Genomic DNA, 18772 nt, shown 5'->3' on the forward strand with positions numbered 1-18772 from the left:
CGCGTCATGTCGCCCACGCGCGTTGGCCCGAAAGCTCGGCGTTACAGCGGCTTCGATCTTGATTATTGAGATTAGGTATCCTGATGAATTGAGCTGTTGTGCGACGCGCCCCTGGATCGGGGCGCGTGGCGATGGAAACGGTAGGTCGACGCGGTTACAGTTGCGGCGCGAGCGCGCGACGTGCGTCGTCGAGCGACAGCGCCATGCGCCGCGCATAGTCCTCGAGCTGATCCTGCCCGATTTTGCCGACCGAGAAGTAGCGGCTGTCCGGATGCGCGAGGTAGAAGCCCGACACGCTCGCGGCCGGCAGCATCGCCAGCGAGTCGGTCACGCTCATGCCGATCTCGTCCGCGTGCAGCACGTCGAACATGTCGCGCTTGACGAGGTGGTCCGGGCAGGCCGGGTAGCCGGGCGCCGGGCGGATGCCCGCGTACTTCTCGGCGATCAGCGCGTCGTTGTCGAGCGTCTCGCCGCTCGCATAGCCCCACAGCTCGCGCCGCACGCGCGCGTGCATCGCTTCGGCGAACGCTTCGGCGAAACGGTCGGCGAGCGCCTTCAGCATGATCGCGCTGTAGTCGTCGTGGTCGGCTTCGAACTGCTTTTCCTTCGCGTCGACGCCGAGGCCGGCCGTCACCGCGAACATCCCGATGTAGTCGGCCACACCCGATTCCTTCGGCGCGATGAAATCGGCGAGCGAGCGGTTCGGCCGCATCACGCCGTCGACCACCGGGCGCACGCTCTGCTGGCGCAGGTTGCGCCACGTGAGCAGCACCTCGGAGCGCGACTCGTCGCTGTAGATCTCGATGTCGTCGTCGTTGACGGTGTTCGCCGGCAGCAGCGCGATCACGCCGTTCGCGGTCAGCCAGCGGCCCTGGATCAGGCGCGCGAGCATCGACTTGGCGTCGGAGAACACGCGCCGCGCCGATTCGCCGACGATCTCGTCGTTCAGGATCGCCGGGTACGGGCCCGCGAGATCCCAGGTCTGGAAGAACGGACCCCAGTCGATGTAGTTCGCGAGCTCGTTCAGGTCGTAGTTCCTGAACACGCGGCGGCCGATGAACTTCGGCTTGACCGGCTGGTAGCCGGCCCAGTCGATCTTGGTCTTGTTCGCGCGCGCGTCGGCGAGCGTGACCATCGGCTGCTGCTTGCGGTTCGCATGCTGGTCGCGGATGCGTTCGTAGTCGGACTTCAGCTCGTCGAGATACTTTGCCGCGCCTTCGTCGGACAGCAGGTTCGACGCGACCGACACCGAGCGCGACGCATCCGGCACGTAGACGACCGGGCCTTCGTAGTGCGGCGCGATCTTCACCGCCGTGTGCACGCGCGACGTCGTGGCGCCGCCGATCAGCAGCGGAATCTTCTTCACGCGGAAGTAGTCGTCGCGCTGCATTTCGGACGCGACGTACGCCATTTCCTCGAGGCTCGGCGTGATGAGGCCCGACAGCCCGATGATGTCCGCGCCTTCGACCTTCGCCTTCGCGAGGATCTCGTTGCACGGGACCATCACGCCCATGTTGACCACTTCGAAGTTGTTGCACTGGAGCACGACCGACACGATGTTCTTGCCGATGTCGTGCACGTCGCCCTTCACGGTCGCGATGACGATCTTGCCCTTCGCGCGCACGTCGCCGCCCGCTTCCGCGAGCAGCCGCTTTTCTTCCTCGATGAACGGGATCAGGTGCGCGACCGCCTGCTTCATCACGCGCGCCGACTTCACGACCTGCGGCAGGAACATCTTGCCCTGGCCGAACAGGTCGCCGACGATGTTCATCCCGTCCATCAGCGGGCCTTCGATCACGTTGATCGGACGGCCGCCGGCCGCGGCGATCTTCGCGCGCACTTCTTCGGTATCCTCGACGATGAAGGTCGTGATGCCGTGCACCAGCGCGTGCGAGAGCCGCTTCTCGACCGGCTGGTTGCGCCACTCGAGGTTCTCTTCCTTCTTCGCGCCGCCCACCTTGAACTTGTCGGCGATCTCGAGCAGGCGATCGGTCGAATCCGCGCGGCGGTTCAGGATCACGTCCTCGACGCGCTCGCGCAGCTCCGCGTCGAGATCGGCGTACACGCCGAGCTGGCCCGCGTTCACGATGCCCATGTCCATCCCGGCCTGGATCGCGTGATACAGGAACACGGTGTGGATCGCCTCGCGCACCGGGTCGTTGCCGCGGAACGAGAACGACACGTTCGACACGCCGCCGCTCACCTTCGCATGCGGCAGGTTCTGCTTGATCCAGCGGGTCGCCTCGATGAAGTCGACCGCGTAGTTGTTGTGCTCCTCGATGCCCGTCGCGACCGCGAAGATGTTCGGGTCGAAGATGATGTCTTCCGGCGGGAAGCCGACTTCGTTCACGAGGAAGTCGTACGAGCGCTTGCAGATCTCGGTCTTGCGCGCGTAGGTATCGGCCTGGCCGGTCTCGTCGAACGCCATCACGACCGCGGCCGCGCCGTAGCGGCGGATCAGGTTCGCGTGGTGGCGGAACGCGTCCTCGCCTTCCTTCAGCGAGATCGAGTTCACGATCGCCTTGCCCTGCACGCACTTGAGGCCGGCTTCGATCACGTCCCACTTCGACGAGTCGATCATGATCGGCACGCGCGCGATGTCCGGCTCCGACGCGATCAGGTTCAGGAAGCGCACCATCGCCGCCTTCGAATCGAGCATCGCCTCGTCCATGTTGACGTCGATCACCTGCGCGCCGTTCTCGACCTGCTGGCGCGCGACGGCGAGCGCCTCGTCGAACTGGCCGTTGAGGATCATCCGTGCGAACGCCTTCGAGCCGGTGACGTTGGTGCGTTCACCGACGTTGATGAAGAGCGTCCCGGGCGTGACGTTGAACGGCTCGAGGCCGGCAAGGCGCATCATGTGATCGGTCATGGCGGTGCGAATTCTTTTAAGGAAGGACGTGAGGCGGTCGGGTCAGGCGTTGTCGCTGTACTGGTTCGGCCAGCGGCGCGGCTTCACGCCGGCGAGCGCCTTCGCGATCTCGGCGATGTGCTCGGGCGTCGTGCCGCAGCAGCCGCCCGCGAGGTTCACGAGCCCGGCCTGCGCGAACTCCTTCAGCAGGCCCGACGTGACATCGGGGGTTTCGTCGAAACCGGTGTCGCTCATCGGGTTCGGCAGGCCCGCGTTCGGGTAGCACGACACGTAGGTGTCGCACAGCTTCGCGAGCTCGGCGATGTACGGGCGCATCAGCGCCGCGCCGAGCGCGCAGTTCAGGCCGAACGTGAGCGGCTTCGCGTGGCGCAGCGAATTCCAGAACGCCTCGACGGTCTGGCCCGACAGGATCCGGCCCGACGCATCGGTGACGGTGCCCGAGATCATGATCGGCAGGCGCTCGCCGGTGTCCTCGAACAGCTCGTCGAGCGCGAACAGCGCGGCCTTGGCGTTCAGCGTGTCGAAGATCGTCTCGACGAGGAACAGGTCGACGCCGCCGTCGAGCAGCGCCTTCGCCTGCTGGTAGTACGCCGTGCGCAGCTCGTCGAACGTGACGTTGCGGGCGCCCGGATCGTTGACGTCCGGCGAGATGCTGGCCGTCTTCGGCGTCGGTCCGATCGCGCCGGCGACGAAGCGCGGCTTGTCCGGCGTCGCGTATTTCGCGGCCGATTCGCGCGCGAGCTTCGCCGATGCGACGTTCATCTCGACGACGAGATCTTCCATCCCGTAGTCGGCCTGCGCGACGGTCGTCGCGCCGAACGTGTTGGTTTCGACGATGTCGGCGCCGGCCGCGAAGTACTGATCGTGGATCTCGCGGATGATCTGCGGCTGCGTGAGCGACAGCAGCTCGTTGTTGCCCTTGATGTCGCGCGGGAAATCCTTGAAGCGCTCGCCGCGATACGCGGCTTCGTCGAGCTTGTAGCGCTGGATCATCGTGCCCATCGCGCCGTCGAGGATCAGGATGCGCGATTTCAGCAGCGCGGGCAGGGCGGCGCCGCGCGTGTAGCGCGCGTCGAGCGGGGCGGAAGCGGCGAGGGGAGTCGCAGACATGGGCGGAAGACCGGCGAAGACGGAAAACCGTCATTGTAGCCGGTGCGTCAAGCGGTCGCCGACCCTCGCCGCGCCGGCCGGACGGCCCGTCAAATGAAAGCCCCCGCAGGCGAACCGGACGGGGGCAGGATCGGAGTGCACGCGGCGCCGCGTCGATGCGCGGCGAATGGCCCGGCCGCGTGACGCGCCGGGCCGCGAGTCGTCAGTGCAGCACGACGGGCATCATCATCAGGCTGTCGAATTGTCCGAGGAATTCGTCGACTTCGTCGAGCGACGGTTCATCCTCGATCAGCTGCTTCACGTGCGCGCGGAATCGTTCGGCAAGTTCGCCGTCGATGAAGATTTCGCGCTGCGCGTTCTTGTCGACGATTTCGTATCCGCCGGCATTCATCAGGTGATGGCCGGCCTGCGGCGCAAATTCGACGACGCAGTAGTTGGGGCTGTTGTAGATCATTTGCATGGCGGCACTCCTCTTCGCAGTGGCATCTGGCCTTGTTGTCCCCTAGGTGGGGCGAGCCTTGCCGGTTTCAAGGGGCTTGCGCTGCACACCCCGTTCTCCCGTTTGCGTGGGGTGTATCGGTTAGAAGCCGATGTCTATCAAACGTTTCTTATTGTGAGCCGGTGGACTGAAATAGTTGTTAAAGAGTGTCATCGGCCATTTTCGGGAAATCTGTAATCGGTCGAAATTGCCGATTCGTGCGCGTTCATGTGCGCGCGTTCACTGTGTGACAGTCGATGACGCCGGTGGTTGCACGGCGGCGGGCGGCGTGGAGGGCGCGGGTTCCGCGGCCGGCACGGCCGATGCATCCAGTGCCGGAGCGCCGGCGGGCGCGTTCGTTGCGCCGCTGGGCGCGGCGTCGGCAGGCACGTTCGGTGCGGCGAGCCGGCCGTGCCACAGCAGTTCGATCTGCGCCCCGTTCGGCTCGCTCTGCACGAGCCGCGCGGGCAGCCAGCCGAGCGACGGCGCGAGCCACATGTCGATGCGGCGCGTGTCGCCGTCGCGGCGCGGCAGGCGCATGAAGTGCCGCGCCGCGACGATGCCGGCCTGCGTCTGCACCTGTTCGTCGCCGATCACGGTGATCGGCCAGGTCTCGCCGCTGTTGTTGTCGATCACGAAGAACTGCTGCGTGACGCCCGGCTTGTAGGCGGCGGGATTGCCGCGCACGAGCCCCGACAACTGCATCAGCATGCTGAAGCGGTCCTGCACGCCGTCCGGCAGCGGCGCGTTGTTCGGCGTGCGCGTGAATACGACCTGCCGGATCTCGCGGTTGAAGATCGCGATGTCTTCCGGCCGCTTGCCGCGCTTCTCGACGTAACGATCGGGTGCGACGCCGAACGCGTCGATGCGGCCTTCGCTGCGATAGGTGAACGGGCCGACGAACGGCACCGGCATCGACACCGACAAGTCGTAGGTATGCCCGTCGGTGCGCCAGTGGATCGTGCCGATCATGTTCTGCATGCCGTTGTAGAACGTGTCGTACTGCAGGTCGCCGGACGGCGGCGCCGCGAACTTCACGCCGCTCGTCGCGGGGCCCGGTGTCGCGGCGCTGGCGCCCGCGGCCGATGCGGCGTGCGCACCCGAAGCCCCCGGTGTGCCGCTCGCCGCGGACGCGGCGGCAGCCGGCGGTTCGCCGTGCTCGGCGGTCTGCGTCGACGTGAGGACCGGCTCGTGCGACGGCGCGGGTTTCGGCGGGGCCACCTTCGGTGCGGCGGCCTTGGGCGCCGCCGATTCGGCCGGACGTTCGACCGGTTTCGGCGCCGGCGGGGCCGGCTGACGCTCGATCGGTTGCGGTTTCAGCAGCTCGATCTGCACCGGGATCTCCGTGGCCGGCGGCGGCGTGAACGATTCGCGGTTGCGCATCAGCCAGAACCCGGCGAGCGCATGCAGCACCAGCACGGCGACGAGCGCGACGCCCACGCGCAGCCAGCGGCGGGGCAGGGCGTGACGCGGGCGAAGATCGGCAGGCTGCATGGGCATCGGAACAGGGTCGGGGCGCTGGCGTGACGTCGGGCGCGCGGCGCGCGCCACAGGAATCGGACCGTCGGATGGGCCGCGCGTTCGCGATGCGTGACGTGGCGTGAACCGGATGCGTCAGGCGTCGCGTGCGTCGGGACTATAGCCGAGTTCGTAAGACAGTTTCTGCGCGCAGGCGCGCAGCGCGGTGTCGATCTCGCCGCCCCATGCGATGTCGAACGAGCCTTCCTGGCCGAGCGCGACGATCGCGAGCGCGAGTTCGCCGACCGCGTCGAACACCGGCATGCAGAACGCATGGATCGTCGGCAGCAGCATCCCTTCGACGCGCGCGGCCTGGTGCTGGCGCACGTCGGCGAGCACCGTCTCGACTTCGTCGAGGGTGCGCGGGCCGCCGTGGTGCGGCGAGCGGCGCGTATCGGCGAGTTCGCGCTCCAGCATCGCGGCGGTCTTGCTGCGCGGCAGGTATGCGGCGAACAGCAAGCCCGTCGCGGAGCCGAGCAGCGGCATCACGTCGCCGAGCTTCAGCGACGCCTTCGCCGGATGGCTCGATTCCATCCAGTGCACGATCGTCGGCCCCTGGTTGCCCCACACCGCGATGCCGACCGTCTGGTCGAGGCGGTCGCGGAATTCGGTGAGCGCGATCCGCGCGAGCTTCACGCCGTCGACGCGCGCGAGCCGCGCGAGCCCCATTTGCAGCGCGAAGCCGCCCAGCTCGTAGCGGCCCGAGACCGGGTCCTGCGACACGACGCCGAGCCGCGAGAAGCTGACCAGATAGCGATGCGCCTTCGCCGGGCTCATGCCCGCGCGCTGCGCGAGATCGCGCAGCATCATCGCGCGCGGCTCGCTCGTCAGCACGTCGAGCAGGCGGAAGCCGACCTCGATCGACTGGATGCCGGAGCGGACCTTCTCGCCGGGTTCGCCGGAGGCGGCGTCGTCGGTATCGGAGTCGGCGAGATCGTCGTCGGGAAGCAGGCTGGCGGGCATGGGCAGCGGGTGCGCGAAAATGCGACAGGAAACGGGGCGAAAACGGCGTGCGCGATCGTGGCGCGCCGCAGGGATTCACCATCGTAAAATAGATTCCCTCCATCGTCACTACAACGGCAGATCCCCCTATGAAACTTGCTTCGCTGAAGGACGGCACGCGCGACGGCCAGCTGATCGTCGTGTCGCGCGACCTGCACACCGCGGCGATTGCCGATGCGATCGCGCCGACGCTGCAGCGCGTCCTCGACGACTGGGCGTTCTACGCGCCGCAACTGCGCGACCTGTACGACGCGCTGAACCACGGCCGCGCGCGCAACGCGTTCGCGTTCGACCCGGCCAACTGCATGGCGCCGCTGCCGCGCGCGTTCCAGTGGGCCGACGGCTCCGCGTACGTGAATCACGTCGAGCTCGTGCGCCGTGCGCGCGGCGCGGAGATGCCGCCCGAGTTCTGGACCGATCCGCTGATGTACCAGGGCGGCAGCGACGATTTCCTGGGCGCGCGCGACGACGTCGTGTGCCCGTCCGAGGAATGGGGCATCGATTTCGAGGCGGAAGTCGCGGTGATCACCGGCGACGTGCCGATGAGCGCGTCGCCCGACGACGCGCTGAAGGCCGTGCGGCTCGTCACGCTCGTGAACGACGTGTCGCTGCGCAACCTGATTCCGGCCGAACTCGCGAAGGGTTTCGGCTTCTTCCAGAGCAAGCCGGCCACCGCGTTCGCGCCGGTCGCCGTCACGCCCGACGAGCTCGGCGATGCGTGGCGCGAAGGCCGCGTGCACCGCCCGATGATCGTCCACTGGAACGGCAAGAAGGTCGGCCAGCCCGACGCGGGCACCGACATGGTGTTCCACTTCGGCCAGTTGATCGCGCACGCGGCGAAGACGCGCAACCTGCGTGCCGGCTCGATCGTCGGCTCCGGTACGGTCTCGAACAAGGACGCGAAGCGCGGCTACTGCTGCATCGCCGAGAAGCGCTGCCTCGAGACGATCGAGCACGGCGCGCCGCAGACCGAATTCATGCGCTACGGCGACACCGTGCGCATCGAGATGTTCGACGCGGCCGGCAAGTCGATCTTCGGCGCGATCGAGCAGTCGGTCGCGCCGCCCGACGGCGCGGCGTAAGCGGCGCGGGGCAAGCAACGCAGCGGCGAAACCCGGCTTCGGCCCGCGCGCCGGGTTTCGCCCGATGTTTGACCGCGCGGGCTTGGCTACACTCGATTCAGGCGTTCGAGCGCCTCGCACAAGGAGCAGCAGATGGCCGATCTTGCCGCGTACGGCGGTTACGAAGCACTGAAGGTGACGCGCCGCGACCATGGCGTGCTCGACATCGTGATGAGCGGCGAGGGCGCGAACCGCAGCGGCCTCGCGACCGCGAACGCGCGCATGCATCGCGAGCTCGCCGACATCTGGCGCGACGTCGATCGCGATCCCGACACGCGCGTCGCGGTGATCCGCGGCGAAGGCAAGGGCTTTTCGGCGGGCGGCGATCTCGCGCTCGTCGAGGACATGGCGAACGATTTCGACGTGCGCGCCCGCGTGTGGCGCGAGGCGCGCGACCTCGTCTACAACGTGATCAATTGCAGCAAGCCGATCGTGTCGGCGATGCATGGCCCGGCCGTCGGCGCGGGGCTCGTCGCCGGGCTGCTCGCCGACATCTCGATCGCCGCGAAGGATGCGCGCATCATCGACGGCCACACGCGGCTCGGCGTCGCGGCCGGCGATCACGCGGCGATCGTGTGGCCGCTCTTGTGCGGGATGGCGAAGGCGAAGTACTACCTGATGCTGTGCGAGCCCGTGAGCGGCGAGGAGGCCGAGCGGATCGGCCTGGTGTCGCTCGCGGTCGAGCCGGCCGACCTGCTGCCGAAGGCATACGAAGTGGCCGAGCGGCTCGCGCACGGTTCGCAGTCGGCGATCCGCTGGACCAAGTACGCGCTGAACAACTGGCTGCGCACGGCCGGCCCGACCTTCGATACGTCGCTCGCGCTCGAATTCATGGGTTTTTCGGGGCCCGACGTGCGGGAGGGCATCCGTTCGCTGCGCGAGCGGCGCCCGCCCGCGTTCCCCGGCGAGGCGCCGTTCTGACGTGCGCGCTATGATCGAATCACGCGCGGCTGCGCGACGCACGGCGGCCGCCTCGCTCCCCCAGTCAACCAGGATGCCCGTATGACGACCGATGCCTCCGGCGCCAACCCTTTCGCCGGCTTTGCCGGGTTCCAGCCCGCCGACATGATGGACCGGATGTGGGACATGATCCGGATGTCGCCGTTCGGCGGGATGGCGCCGTTTCCGGGCGCCACGCACGGGCTGCCGCCGTCGCTGTCGAGCATGTCCGACATGATGTCGCCGCTCACGAACGTCGAGGAGCTCGACAAGCGGATCACCGATCTGCGCGCGGTCGAGCAATGGCTGAAGCTCAATCTCGGGATGCTGCAGTCCGCGATCCAGGCGCTCGAGGTGCAGCGCGCGACGCTCGCGACGCTGCGTGCGTTCGGCGCGTTCGCGCAAAGCTCGATGTCGGCGGCCGAGGAAGCGGCCGTGGCCGCCGCCCAGGCCGCGAAGCCCGCGTCGGCGGGCGAGCCCGCGCCCGATGCCGCGGCGTCCGCGCCGGATGCGCCGGATGCGCCGGCGGGCGACCCCGCGCAGCAGCCGTTCGATCCGGCCGGCTGGTGGAACCTGCTGCAGACGCAATTCAATCAGCTCGCGAGCCTCGCGATGGCGCAGCCGGGCATGCAGCCTGCCGCGCCGGGCGCCGCGCCGCCGGACGCCGCCGCGGCGGAACCGGCCGCGAAGCCGGCCGGGGCCGCTGCCGCGCCGCGCAAGCCCGCCGCGAAGCGCGCGAAGCCGTCCGGTTCGGCCGCGGCGCGCGCGGCAGCCGCTTCGTCGCCCGAAACGCGTCCGCCGAAGCGCTCGACGTGATGCGGCGCAGGTAGCAGGTCGATCATGCGACTCGCGCTCGTTCTGATGGGAGGCGGCGCGCGCGCCGCATACCAGGTCGGCGTGCTGAAGGCGCTGGCCGAGATCGCGCGCGAGGCCGATCCGCAGCGGCACACGCTGCCGTTCGCGATCGTGTGCGGCTCGTCGGCCGGCGCGATCAACGCGACGTCGATCGCGAGCCACGCGGACGACTTTTCCCATGGCGTGCGCCGCCTGCTCGAATTCTGGGAGCCGCTGCGCGCCGATTACGTGTATCGCACCGACTGGCTCGGCATCGCGGCCGCCGGCGCGCGCTGGCTCGCGACGATGACGTTCGGCTGGGCGGCGCGCCGCTCGCCGCGCGGGCTGCTCGACAACACGCCGCTCGCGCACCTGCTGCAGCGCGAGCTGAGCTTCCACCGGATCGAGCAGATGCTCGAGGCGCGCCTGCTGCACGCGCTCGCGATCACCGCGCTCAGCTATTCGAGCGGCCGGCACCTCACCTTCTACCAGGCCGCCCAGCCGATCCAGGCGTGGCGGCGCGCGCAGCGCACCGCGCGGCTCGTCGACCTGTCGGCGTCGCACCTGCTCGCGTCGTCGGCCATTCCGTTCGTGTTCCCTGCGGTGCCGCTCGTGCTCGACGGGCAGATCGAGTACTTCGGCGACGGCTCGATCCGGCAGATCGCGCCGCTGTCGCCGGCGATCCACTTCGGCGCGGACCGGATCGTCGTCATCGGCGCGGCCGATCCGCGGCCCGAGATTCCGGCCGCGAACGGCGCGGGACGGGCCCGTGGTTATCCGACGCTCGCGCAGATCGGTCAGCAGGTGCTCGCGAGCGTGTTCCTCGACTCGATCGGCTCGGACATCGAACGGATCGAGCACATCAACCGGATGATCGAGCATCTGCCGCACCAGGTCGAGGTCGACAGCGGCTGGCGGCACGTCGACGTGCTCGCGATCGCGCCGTCCGAGCGCATCGAGCTGATCGCCGCGAAACACCTGAAGCAGATGCCGGCGACGATGCGCGGGCTGCTCGGTGCGATCGGCGGCAGCCAGCCGGCCGGCGCGTCGTTCGCGAGCTATCTGCTGTTCGAGGAAGCCTTCACGCGCGAGCTGATCGAACTCGGCTACCGCGACGGCCGGGCGCAGCGCGAGACGCTCGCCGGCTGGATCGCGCAGGCCGACGGCAGCAGTGCGCCGGCGGCCGGCACGCCGCCGGAAGACGGTCTCGCGACCGGCGAAATACGGGTCTGACACGCGCAGGCGCAATGTAAGGTTGCGTTTTCGCGACGGTCGGCCGCGACCGATCGCCGCACCGTGGCTGGCGGCACGCGACGGGGCGAGCGTCTCGGAACCGTCATGCACGCGTGCTATCATGGCCGCCGCCGTATACACCATATCGAGCAGCCCGCCGATCCGGCATCCGCACGGGACCTTTCGGGGACCCGCCTGGGGCAGGGGACGGGCGCGCCACTGAGCCGGCCAGCGCCGGCCCCCACTCAGGCAAGCGCGGCCGGCTCCGTCCGAACGGAGCGGGGTTGCGGCATGCCCAACGGCGGCAACGCGGCCGCCAGGCAGCCGGACGAGGAATCAGCGTCCGGCGGGCCGGTTTCCCGCGTAAAATTAGAGTCTTGGCTGCAAAAAGCGCGCGTGGCGTGCTTGCGCGGCAACAGTCACGTTTAGAGAAGTCGCATTGCGCAGAACAGGGGTGGGACCATCATGAACACCATGCTTTATCCGGAACTTTACAGGTCGCTCGAAGCTGTCCGTTGGGACATGGAGAAGGACATTCCGTGGGACAAGTTCGACGCTTCGCTGCTCACCGACGAGCAGGCGAAGACGATCAAGATGAACGCGATCACCGAATGGTCGGCGCTGCCCGCGACGGAAATGTTCCTGCGCGACAACCAGCACGACAGCGACTTTTCCGCGTTCATGAGCGTGTGGTTCTTCGAGGAGCAGAAGCATTCGCTGGTGCTGATGGAATACCTGCGCCGCTTCAAGCCGGAGATGGTGCCGACCGAAGAGGAACTGCACGCGGTGCGCTTCCAGTTCGATCCGGCGCCGCCGCTCGAGACGCTGATGCTGCACTTCTGCGGCGAGATCCGCCTGAACCACTGGTACCGCTGCGCGGCCGACTGGCACACCGAGCCCGTCATCAAGCAGATCTACGAAACGATTTCGCGCGACGAAGCGCGTCATGGCGGCGCGTACCTGCGCTACATGAAGAAGGCGTTGAACAACTGCGGCGACGTCGCCCGTGCCGCATTCGCGAAGATCGGCGTGCTGATGGCGTCGGCGCGCCGCACCGAGAAGCCGCTGCACCCGACCAACCTGCACGTGAACCAGGCGCTGTTCCCGCGCGACACCGTGCAGTCGCGTCTGCCGGATCCGGAATGGCTCGAGCGCTGGCTCGACGAGCAGATCCGGTTCGACGGCGAGTGGGAGAAGAAGGTCGTCGAGCGGATCCTGCACAACCTGTCGATCCTGTTCGAGCGCACGTTCGCGACCGCGCAGGAATTGAACCGCTACCGCAAGGAAGTCACCGGCCGCCTGCAGGCACAAAGCGGCCCGTCGTCGGCCGCGCAGCCGGCCTGAGGCCGGCAGGGGCCGCCGTCGGCGCGAGTCGCACCCGATTCGCGCCCGGCGCGCGGCACCGTGTTGCGTTCATCGCATGAAGCCCGCCCGGCCGGTCCGGCGGGCTTTTTATCGGGTGCCGCCGTCGCGCGAGCCGTTGTCCATTCCGTCCGCTCTTCATCATGTCCGCCACTTTCGAACGCAAGCTGATCACCCGTGATGCCCTCGTCGCGCTGCGCGCGTCGCTGCCGTCGCCCGTCGTGTTCACCAACGGCGTATTCGACATCCTGCACCGTGGCCACGTCACGTATCTCGCCGATGCGAAAGCGCTCGGCGCCTGTCTGATCGTCGGCGTGAACAGCGATGCGTCGGTGCGCATGCTCGGCAAGGGCGACGACCGGCCGATCAACCGCGAAGAGGATCGCGCGGCATTGCTGGCGGCGCTGGAAAGCGTCGACTGGGTCGTGACGTTCGCGGAAAAGACGCCGGTGTCGCTGATCGAGGCCGTCCGTCCGGACATCCTCGTGAAGGGCGGCGATTACGACATGGATGCGCTGCCGGAATCGGCGCTCGTGCGCGGCTGGGGCGGCCGTGCGCTGGCGATCCCGTTCGAGCACGATCGCTCGACCACCGCGTTGCTGAAGAAGGTGCGCGCGCAACAGCCCTGAGCGCGACGCGGCGTCGTCACGGGGCGGACGCCGCGAGCGGTGCGGTCGTGACGGCTGGCGCCGCGATCGGGCCGCCGACGACGGGCTGATCGGTCGCCCGCAGGAGCGGCGTCACATGCAGCGCGTCGGGCCGTACCTGCCGCGACAGCACGCCGGGTTCGCGCGGGCCGGCCGCCGGCAGCGGCCCGAACACGCCGCGCGCCACCACGAACGCGAGCATGTTGGCGAGAAAGAGAACAGCGATCAGCCAGCGCAGCATCGTCGAAACTCCTTGTCGTCATTGACGTGGTTTACGTCGTTCAGTCGAGCCGGCCGCAGGGCCGGCTTTTTTCATGGCTTTCGTGGATCGTCCGTGCGGGCCGCTGGCGCGGCACCGCGCGGATGGCATCGTCGGCGTGAAGCCGGCCCGTTTGGGCTTGCGTCGCCACGCGCCGACGCGATGCCGGCGCCTTTGCGTCAATCCGGCGCCGTTGCCGGGTCGGCCGCGTCCGCGGCGATCAGCGCGAGCCCGGACAGGATCAGCGTGTCGTGCCGGGTATGCGCGATCGTCAGCGCACGCGCGACGTCGTCCGCCGCGCCGCCTGCCAGCACGAGCCGCACGGGCGCCTGCCACGCCGCGACGAGATCGCGCCACGCGCGTTCGATCAGACCGGCTTGCGCGTACAGGCACCCGGCCGACAGCGAGCGCGGCGTATCGACCTGGAACGGTTCGGCCTGCGCGCCCGCGAGCAGGCCGCTGGCGATGTCGGTGGTCAGCGTCGGCAACTGCGCGGTGTGCGTGCCGAGCGCGCGCATCATCAGCGCCCAGCCCGGCGCGATCAGTCCGCCCGTGAAGCAGCCGTCCGCGCGCAGTGCCTCGAGCGTCGTCGCGGTGCCGAACGTCGCGATCAGCAGATGCTCGCCCGGAAACGCCGCGTGCGCGCCGATCAGGCCGGCCCACCGGTCGCTGCCGAGCTGCTCGGGTGTCGTATAGCCGTTCGTCACGCCGCATTGCGCGGGCCGCGAGCGGATCGTCGTGCGCGGCAGGCCCGGCCAGCGCGCGTCGAGCAGCGCATCGATCCGCGCGGCCACGTCGGCGCCCGCGACGTTCGAGATCCATGCGCCGCGCGGCCGCGGCAGGCGCGACCAATCGGGATCGGCGCCGCCGTCGCGCGTGTGGCCGAACGCGCCCGTGTCGACGAGCGTGCGCCGCGCGTCGGCGAGCGCCCACTTGATCCGGCTGTTGCCGGCGTCGATCAGCAGGTGCGGTTCGCTCATTGCGCTTCGCGCAGCGACACGTCGCCGGCCGCGATCGTCTGTACGCCGTTCGGCGTGTCGAGCAGCAACTGGCCGGTCGCGTCGATGCCCGTCGCGATGCCGCGCGCCCGTTCGACGCCCTGTTCGAGCAGCACGACTTCGCGGCCGGCGTACGCGTGCAGCGCGTGCCAGCGCGGCAGGAACGGCGCGAGGCCGTCGGTGCCGAACTGTGCGAGCGCGGGCGTGAGCGCGTTCAGCGACGCGGCGAGCGTATCGGTGAGGTTCGCCGACGCGCACGCGATCGACAGCGCGGCGGGCGGCAGCCCGCTCGCGAGCGTCGCTTCGCGCGCGCGCAGCGCGTCGACCTGCGCGGCCACGGCTTCCGCGCCGCGCACGTTGATGCCGAAGCCGATCACGACCGCGGTGGCGTCGGCGGTGGTCCAGACGGTTTCGATCAGGATCCCGGCGAGCTTGCCGACGATACGCGGCGTGCCGTCGTCGTCGGTCGTCAGCAGCAGGTCGTTCGGCCATTTGAGCGCGACCCGCATGCGGGCGTCGAGCGGCAGCGTGGCCAGCCCTTCGGCGAGCGCGACGCCGATCGCGATGCTGAGGCCGCCGAGCGCATCGATGGCGCGCGGCACGATGCAGCCGACCGAGCACAGCAGCGCATTGCCGGGCTGCGCGAACCACGGGCGGCCCTGCCGGCCGCGGCCGGCCGTCTGCTCGAACGCGACGCGCACGAGCGGCGCGGGCAACGCGCTCGCGGTGCGCGGCAGCGCCTTGAGCCGGGTCGCGACGTCGGCGTTGGTCGAGCCGGTGGCGGCGACGATGTCGAGCGGCCACGCGCGCGGCGTGGCGTCCAGGTGCGCCTCGAGCCGGTTGCGCGCGATGTGCGCGTCGCCGGATTCGGGCGTGTCGGAGGAGGTGGGGGCGTTCATGGCGCCTATTGTAGCGACAGGGGGCGTTGGCGCGCGCCGGACGGCGCACGCAACCTGCGGGACGACACGGCGTGGCTTGGCGCGGCATCGCTATCCGCTCCAGCGCCTCGATGCCCGCTTCCGACGTCATCTCGCAAGCGAGCAGCGTCTTGCCCTTCAGCGCCGGGCCTTGGCGGGTCGAAACGAGGATCGGTGCGCCGCCGACGCCGCGCGGCCGACGCATGCGAAGCAACCACCGTTCGGCCAGGTCACGCTCGCGCGTCCCCTGGCCGAACGGCCATCACGGCGCGACGACCGGGTGCTTCAGCGCATGCGCGGTCTCGATCCACTGCGCGTGGAACTCGTCCGCGTCGGGCCGAAGCCCGAGTTCGCCGTTGCGATAAGCCATCGCAAGCGTCTGCACGGCTTCGGGCAACTCGTGTTCGGCGGCCCGGCGATACAGCGCGAGCGCGCGCGCTTCGTCGCGCGGCACGCCGCTGCCGTCGCGGTACGCGTTCGCGAGCATGAAGTCGGCGGCCGGGATGTCCGCGCGCGACGCGATGTCGAACCAGTGCACGGCCTGGACGGGGTCGGCCGCGATGCCGTAGCCGCTGCGGTAGATCAGCCCGAGGTAATACGCGGCGGCCGGGTCGCCCTGTTCGGCGGCTGCGCCGAGCAGCGCGCGGGCGCGTGCATAGTCTTTCGGGAGGTCGCCGCTGCCGAGCAGCAACGCCTTGCCGAGCGCGAGCTGCGCGCGCCGCGCAGCCGGCGCGTCGGCCTTGCCGGCGGCCGCCGCGGCGGTTTCCAGCCAGCCGCGCCCCTCGTCGCGCAGCTCCGGCTCGTGCGCATCGACGAGCGCGATGCCGAGCGCCGCCTGCGCGGCGCCCGAGCCGCGGCGCGCGAGCGTGCGCAACTGGGCCAGCGCATGCGGCTCGTTCGCCTGCGTGACCATCGCCTGCCATTCGTCGAGCTGCGCGGCGCTCGGCGCGGGGCCGGCGCCGCGCGGGCCGGTCATCGTGACGACGGCCGCGACGGTCACGGCCGCCGCCGCGAGCAGCGCGGCGGGCGGGAGTTTCGCGCGCAGCACGCGCCGCGCGGCGGCGGCGAAGCCGGTTTCGGCGGGCCGCATCGTCCGGATCGGTTGCATCGCGTGTCTCATTGCGTGAGGTCGATCTCGTAGGTCGCGAGGTTCTTGCCCGAGCCGTCGTCGGCCGCGACCTGCGTGATGCCGGTCAGGCCGGCCGCCGCCGCATCGCCGAGGCGGTTCGGCGCGGACGCGAACTGCACGTGCGCGACCGAGCTCGCGAGTTTCGTGAAGCGCCAGCTGCGTTGCGCGCCGTCGGCCGCACGCGTGATCGCGCCGCGCTTCTTGATGAACGCGATCAGCACGTCGCGGTTCGCATCGGGCGACGCGAAGATCGTCTTGCTGCCGTCGAGGCCCGGGAAATTGCCGCCGCCGCTCGCGCGGTAGTTGTTGGTCGCGACGATGAACTGCGCGTTCGGGTCGATCGGCGCGCCCTTGTACGTCAGGTTCCTGATCCGGCTGCCGACCGGCTGCGTGACGTCGATTTCATACGCGAGGTCGGCCGACGTGAACATGTCGAAGTTGTAGCCGGGGAAGGTGCTGACGAGCGGCTGCACGGTCGCCTTGGTCGGGTCGATCCGGTTGAAGCGCTTGGCGGCCGTCTCCAGCCAGTTCTTCACGTCGGCGCCGCTCACCTTCACCGCGTACACGGTGTTCGGATACAGGTACAGGTCGGCCGCGTTGTTGATCGCGAGCGCGCCCGGCGCGACGTCGGTGTAGTCGGTACCGCCGCCGAAGCCGCTCTTGAACGGCGCGCTGACCGACAGCACCGGCAGCGACGCGTATTGCGGCAGGTTCGCCTGCACGTAGGTCTTCACGTAGTCGGCCTGCGCCTCGTTGACGATCTGGATCGCGCCCGGATCGCCGACGTCCGCGAAGTACGAGTTCATCCGGTAGTCGGTCGAGCCGATCGGCGTCTTCACGTAGTCGATCGTCGCCTGGTGCTCGGCCGCGATCGCGGCGGACACCGACGGGTCGGCCGCGACGTAGCTCTTGTCGGCGTTCTGGATCGGCCGTGCCTCGACGGTCGTCTGCGACTTGTCGACGATCCACGTCTTGCCGTCGAACTTCAGGCCGAGCTTGATCACGCCGAGATGCTTGCCCCAGTAGTTGGCCATCACGGTCGGCACGCCGTTGACGGTGCCCTTGACCTTGTCGACGCCCGGCAGGTTGAACTGCGACACGGTGCTGTTCGCGTCCGGGAACACCTGGTGCGAGTGGCCGATCAGCATCGCGTCGATGCCGGACACCTTCGACAGCCACCAGCTGCCGTTTTCCATCGTCGGCGAATACGCGGAATTGTCGAGGCCGCCGTGCGAGATCGCGACGACGAGATCGGCGCCCTTCGCGCGCATTTCCGGGATGTACTTCTCGGCCGCTTCCTTCAGCCCGGTCGTGTAGACCTTGCCGTCGAGCCAGCGCTTGTCCCAGTTCATGATCGCGGGCGGCGTGAAGCCGATGATGCCGATCTTCACGGGCGCGCTGACCGTCTTGCCGTCCGGCGTCGTGGCCGTCACCGTGCGCGTCAGGATCGTGTACGGCGTGAACAGCGGCGCGTTGGTCTTCGCGCTGATCACGTTCGCGAGCACCTGCGGGAAGTTCGGGCCCGCGCACTTCTTCTGCTGGGCGGGCGCGGGCAGCCCGTCGACCTCGAAGGTGTTGCCGGTCACCTGCGACAGGTACGGCAGCCCGTAGTTGAACTCGTGGTTGCCGATCCCGCCGCCGTCGAATTTCGCGGCGTTCATCACCTTGTAGATCGCGAGCGTCTGGTCGCAGCCGACCGGCTTCACGAGCGCCTGGTAGTCCGACAGCGCGGTGCCCTGGATCGTGTCGCCGTTGTCGAGCAGCAGCGTGTTCGGGTACTGCTTGCGCGCCTGCGCGATCAGCGTCGACACGCGCTCGAAGCCGAGCGAATTGTCGGCGGCGAGCTTGAAATAGTCGTACGACAGCACGTTGGTGTGCAGGTCGGTCGTCTCGAGCAGCGCGAGCGTGGCCGTCGTGCCGACGGGCGCCTGGGCCTCGGGCTGCGACGGCGGCGTGGCGGTGACGTCGTCGCCGCCGCAGCCGGCGAGGACGAAGGCGAGGCTGGCGAGCGCGGCGGCGGCCGGTACGTGGCGGCGGGAAAGCGGGGGGAGACGCATCGGTTGTCCTGTTCGGTGTTCTGTTTTATGAAACGCGAGATACGCACGAATGGCGGCGCGGCGCGCCGACGGCCTGATGTGCGGCGCGTGAGAGTATCGAAAGGAAACGTGACGGAACAATGAAAGGTCGCGATGCCGGCGGCGGGCAGGCTCGTGGCGGCTTCGGGCTGATCGGCCGGCGCCCCGGCCCGGCGCTCCCGACCACGCGCGCCGAGCGCGGCGGCCCCAGCTGCGCGCCCCCGCTCGCGCCCCGAGCTCGCCGCCCACACGGAAATCCTCACGTCGCGGCGCCGGGC

General features: G+C 69.2%; 16 protein-coding genes. 6 read left to right on the plus strand and 10 right to left on the minus strand.

Annotated elements, in window-relative coordinates:
• Positions 1-154: 154 nt before the first annotated feature.
• From metH to H0X91_RS07730, 5 genes are all read right to left on the minus strand, one after another.
• Positions 155-2872: a methionine synthase gene (gene metH, locus H0X91_RS07710; protein WP_006495430.1), complete on the minus strand. Its 2718-nt coding sequence runs from the start codon at positions 2870-2872 to the stop codon at positions 155-157.
• A gap of 42 nt (positions 2873-2914) precedes the next feature.
• Positions 2915-3982 (minus strand): homocysteine S-methyltransferase family protein, encoded by a 1068-nt coding sequence (locus H0X91_RS07715; protein ID WP_059721698.1) that lies wholly within the window; start codon positions 3980-3982, stop codon positions 2915-2917.
• A 202-nt stretch (positions 3983-4184) separates the two neighbouring features.
• Positions 4185-4442, minus strand: coding sequence for a BTH_I0359 family protein (locus H0X91_RS07720; RefSeq protein ID WP_006477667.1), 258 nt, complete (start codon positions 4440-4442; stop codon positions 4185-4187).
• A gap of 258 nt (positions 4443-4700) precedes the next feature.
• The gene (locus H0X91_RS07725) at positions 4701-5960 is read right to left on the minus strand and encodes a DUF3108 domain-containing protein (RefSeq protein WP_196432934.1); all 1260 of its coding nucleotides are present in this window, start codon (positions 5958-5960) and stop codon (positions 4701-4703) included.
• A 114-nt stretch (positions 5961-6074) separates the two neighbouring features.
• Positions 6075-6941: an IclR family transcriptional regulator gene (locus H0X91_RS07730; RefSeq protein ID WP_006490900.1), complete on the minus strand. Its 867-nt coding sequence runs from the start codon at positions 6939-6941 to the stop codon at positions 6075-6077.
• 128 nt (positions 6942-7069) lie between these two features.
• On the opposite strand from H0X91_RS07730, the gene H0X91_RS07735 reads away from it, so the two are divergent.
• The 6 genes from H0X91_RS07735 to rfaE2 all read left to right on the plus strand — a co-directional run bounded on the left by H0X91_RS07735 (position 7070) and on the right by rfaE2 (position 13098).
• The gene (locus H0X91_RS07735) at positions 7070-8062 is read left to right on the plus strand and encodes a fumarylacetoacetate hydrolase family protein (RefSeq protein WP_006490901.1); all 993 of its coding nucleotides are present in this window, start codon (positions 7070-7072) and stop codon (positions 8060-8062) included.
• 132 nt (positions 8063-8194) lie between these two features.
• The gene (locus H0X91_RS07740) at positions 8195-9022 is read left to right on the plus strand and encodes an enoyl-CoA hydratase/isomerase family protein (RefSeq protein WP_034201315.1); all 828 of its coding nucleotides are present in this window, start codon (positions 8195-8197) and stop codon (positions 9020-9022) included.
• A gap of 81 nt (positions 9023-9103) precedes the next feature.
• Complete coding sequence (locus H0X91_RS07745) at positions 9104-9856, plus strand: PhaM family polyhydroxyalkanoate granule multifunctional regulatory protein (protein ID WP_196432935.1); 753 nt, start codon at positions 9104-9106, stop codon at positions 9854-9856.
• Positions 9857-9880: 24 nt separating this feature from the next.
• On the plus strand, positions 9881-11107 hold the full coding sequence (locus tag H0X91_RS07750; RefSeq protein ID WP_006482098.1) for a patatin-like phospholipase family protein: 1227 nt from the start codon (positions 9881-9883) through the stop codon (positions 11105-11107).
• Between the two features lie 465 nt (positions 11108-11572).
• On the plus strand, positions 11573-12451 hold the full coding sequence (locus tag H0X91_RS07755) for a diiron oxygenase (protein WP_058901843.1): 879 nt from the start codon (positions 11573-11575) through the stop codon (positions 12449-12451).
• A 161-nt stretch (positions 12452-12612) separates the two neighbouring features.
• Complete coding sequence (rfaE2, locus tag H0X91_RS07760; RefSeq protein ID WP_006497810.1) at positions 12613-13098, plus strand: D-glycero-beta-D-manno-heptose 1-phosphate adenylyltransferase; 486 nt, start codon at positions 12613-12615, stop codon at positions 13096-13098.
• A gap of 16 nt (positions 13099-13114) precedes the next feature.
• On the opposite strand, the gene H0X91_RS07765 is transcribed toward rfaE2, so the two are convergent.
• From H0X91_RS07765 to H0X91_RS07785, 5 genes are all read right to left on the minus strand, one after another.
• Positions 13115-13357: a hypothetical protein gene (locus H0X91_RS07765; RefSeq protein ID WP_006482093.1), complete on the minus strand. Its 243-nt coding sequence runs from the start codon at positions 13355-13357 to the stop codon at positions 13115-13117.
• Between the two features lie 197 nt (positions 13358-13554).
• Entirely contained in the window at positions 13555-14355 is an 801-nt protein-coding gene (locus H0X91_RS07770; RefSeq protein ID WP_006482096.1) for a type III pantothenate kinase, read from the minus strand.
• Positions 14352-15272, minus strand: coding sequence for a biotin--[acetyl-CoA-carboxylase] ligase (locus H0X91_RS07775; RefSeq protein ID WP_006482094.1), 921 nt, complete (start codon positions 15270-15272; stop codon positions 14352-14354). The genes H0X91_RS07770 and H0X91_RS07775 overlap by 4 nt, the downstream gene beginning before the upstream one ends.
• A gap of 280 nt (positions 15273-15552) precedes the next feature.
• The gene (locus H0X91_RS07780; protein WP_196432936.1) at positions 15553-16398 is read right to left on the minus strand and encodes a tetratricopeptide repeat protein; all 846 of its coding nucleotides are present in this window, start codon (positions 16396-16398) and stop codon (positions 15553-15555) included.
• 8 nt (positions 16399-16406) lie between these two features.
• A complete protein-coding gene (locus tag H0X91_RS07785) occupies positions 16407-18476 on the minus strand; it encodes a bifunctional 2',3'-cyclic-nucleotide 2'-phosphodiesterase/3'-nucleotidase (RefSeq protein ID WP_058901841.1) in 2070 nt (689 codons plus the stop codon).
• Positions 18477-18772: the final 296 nt, after the last annotated feature.

Origin of the sequence: Burkholderia sp. 9777_1386, assembly GCF_015712265.1 — a bacterium.
Classification (GTDB): domain Bacteria; phylum Pseudomonadota; class Gammaproteobacteria; order Burkholderiales; family Burkholderiaceae; genus Burkholderia; species Burkholderia cenocepacia.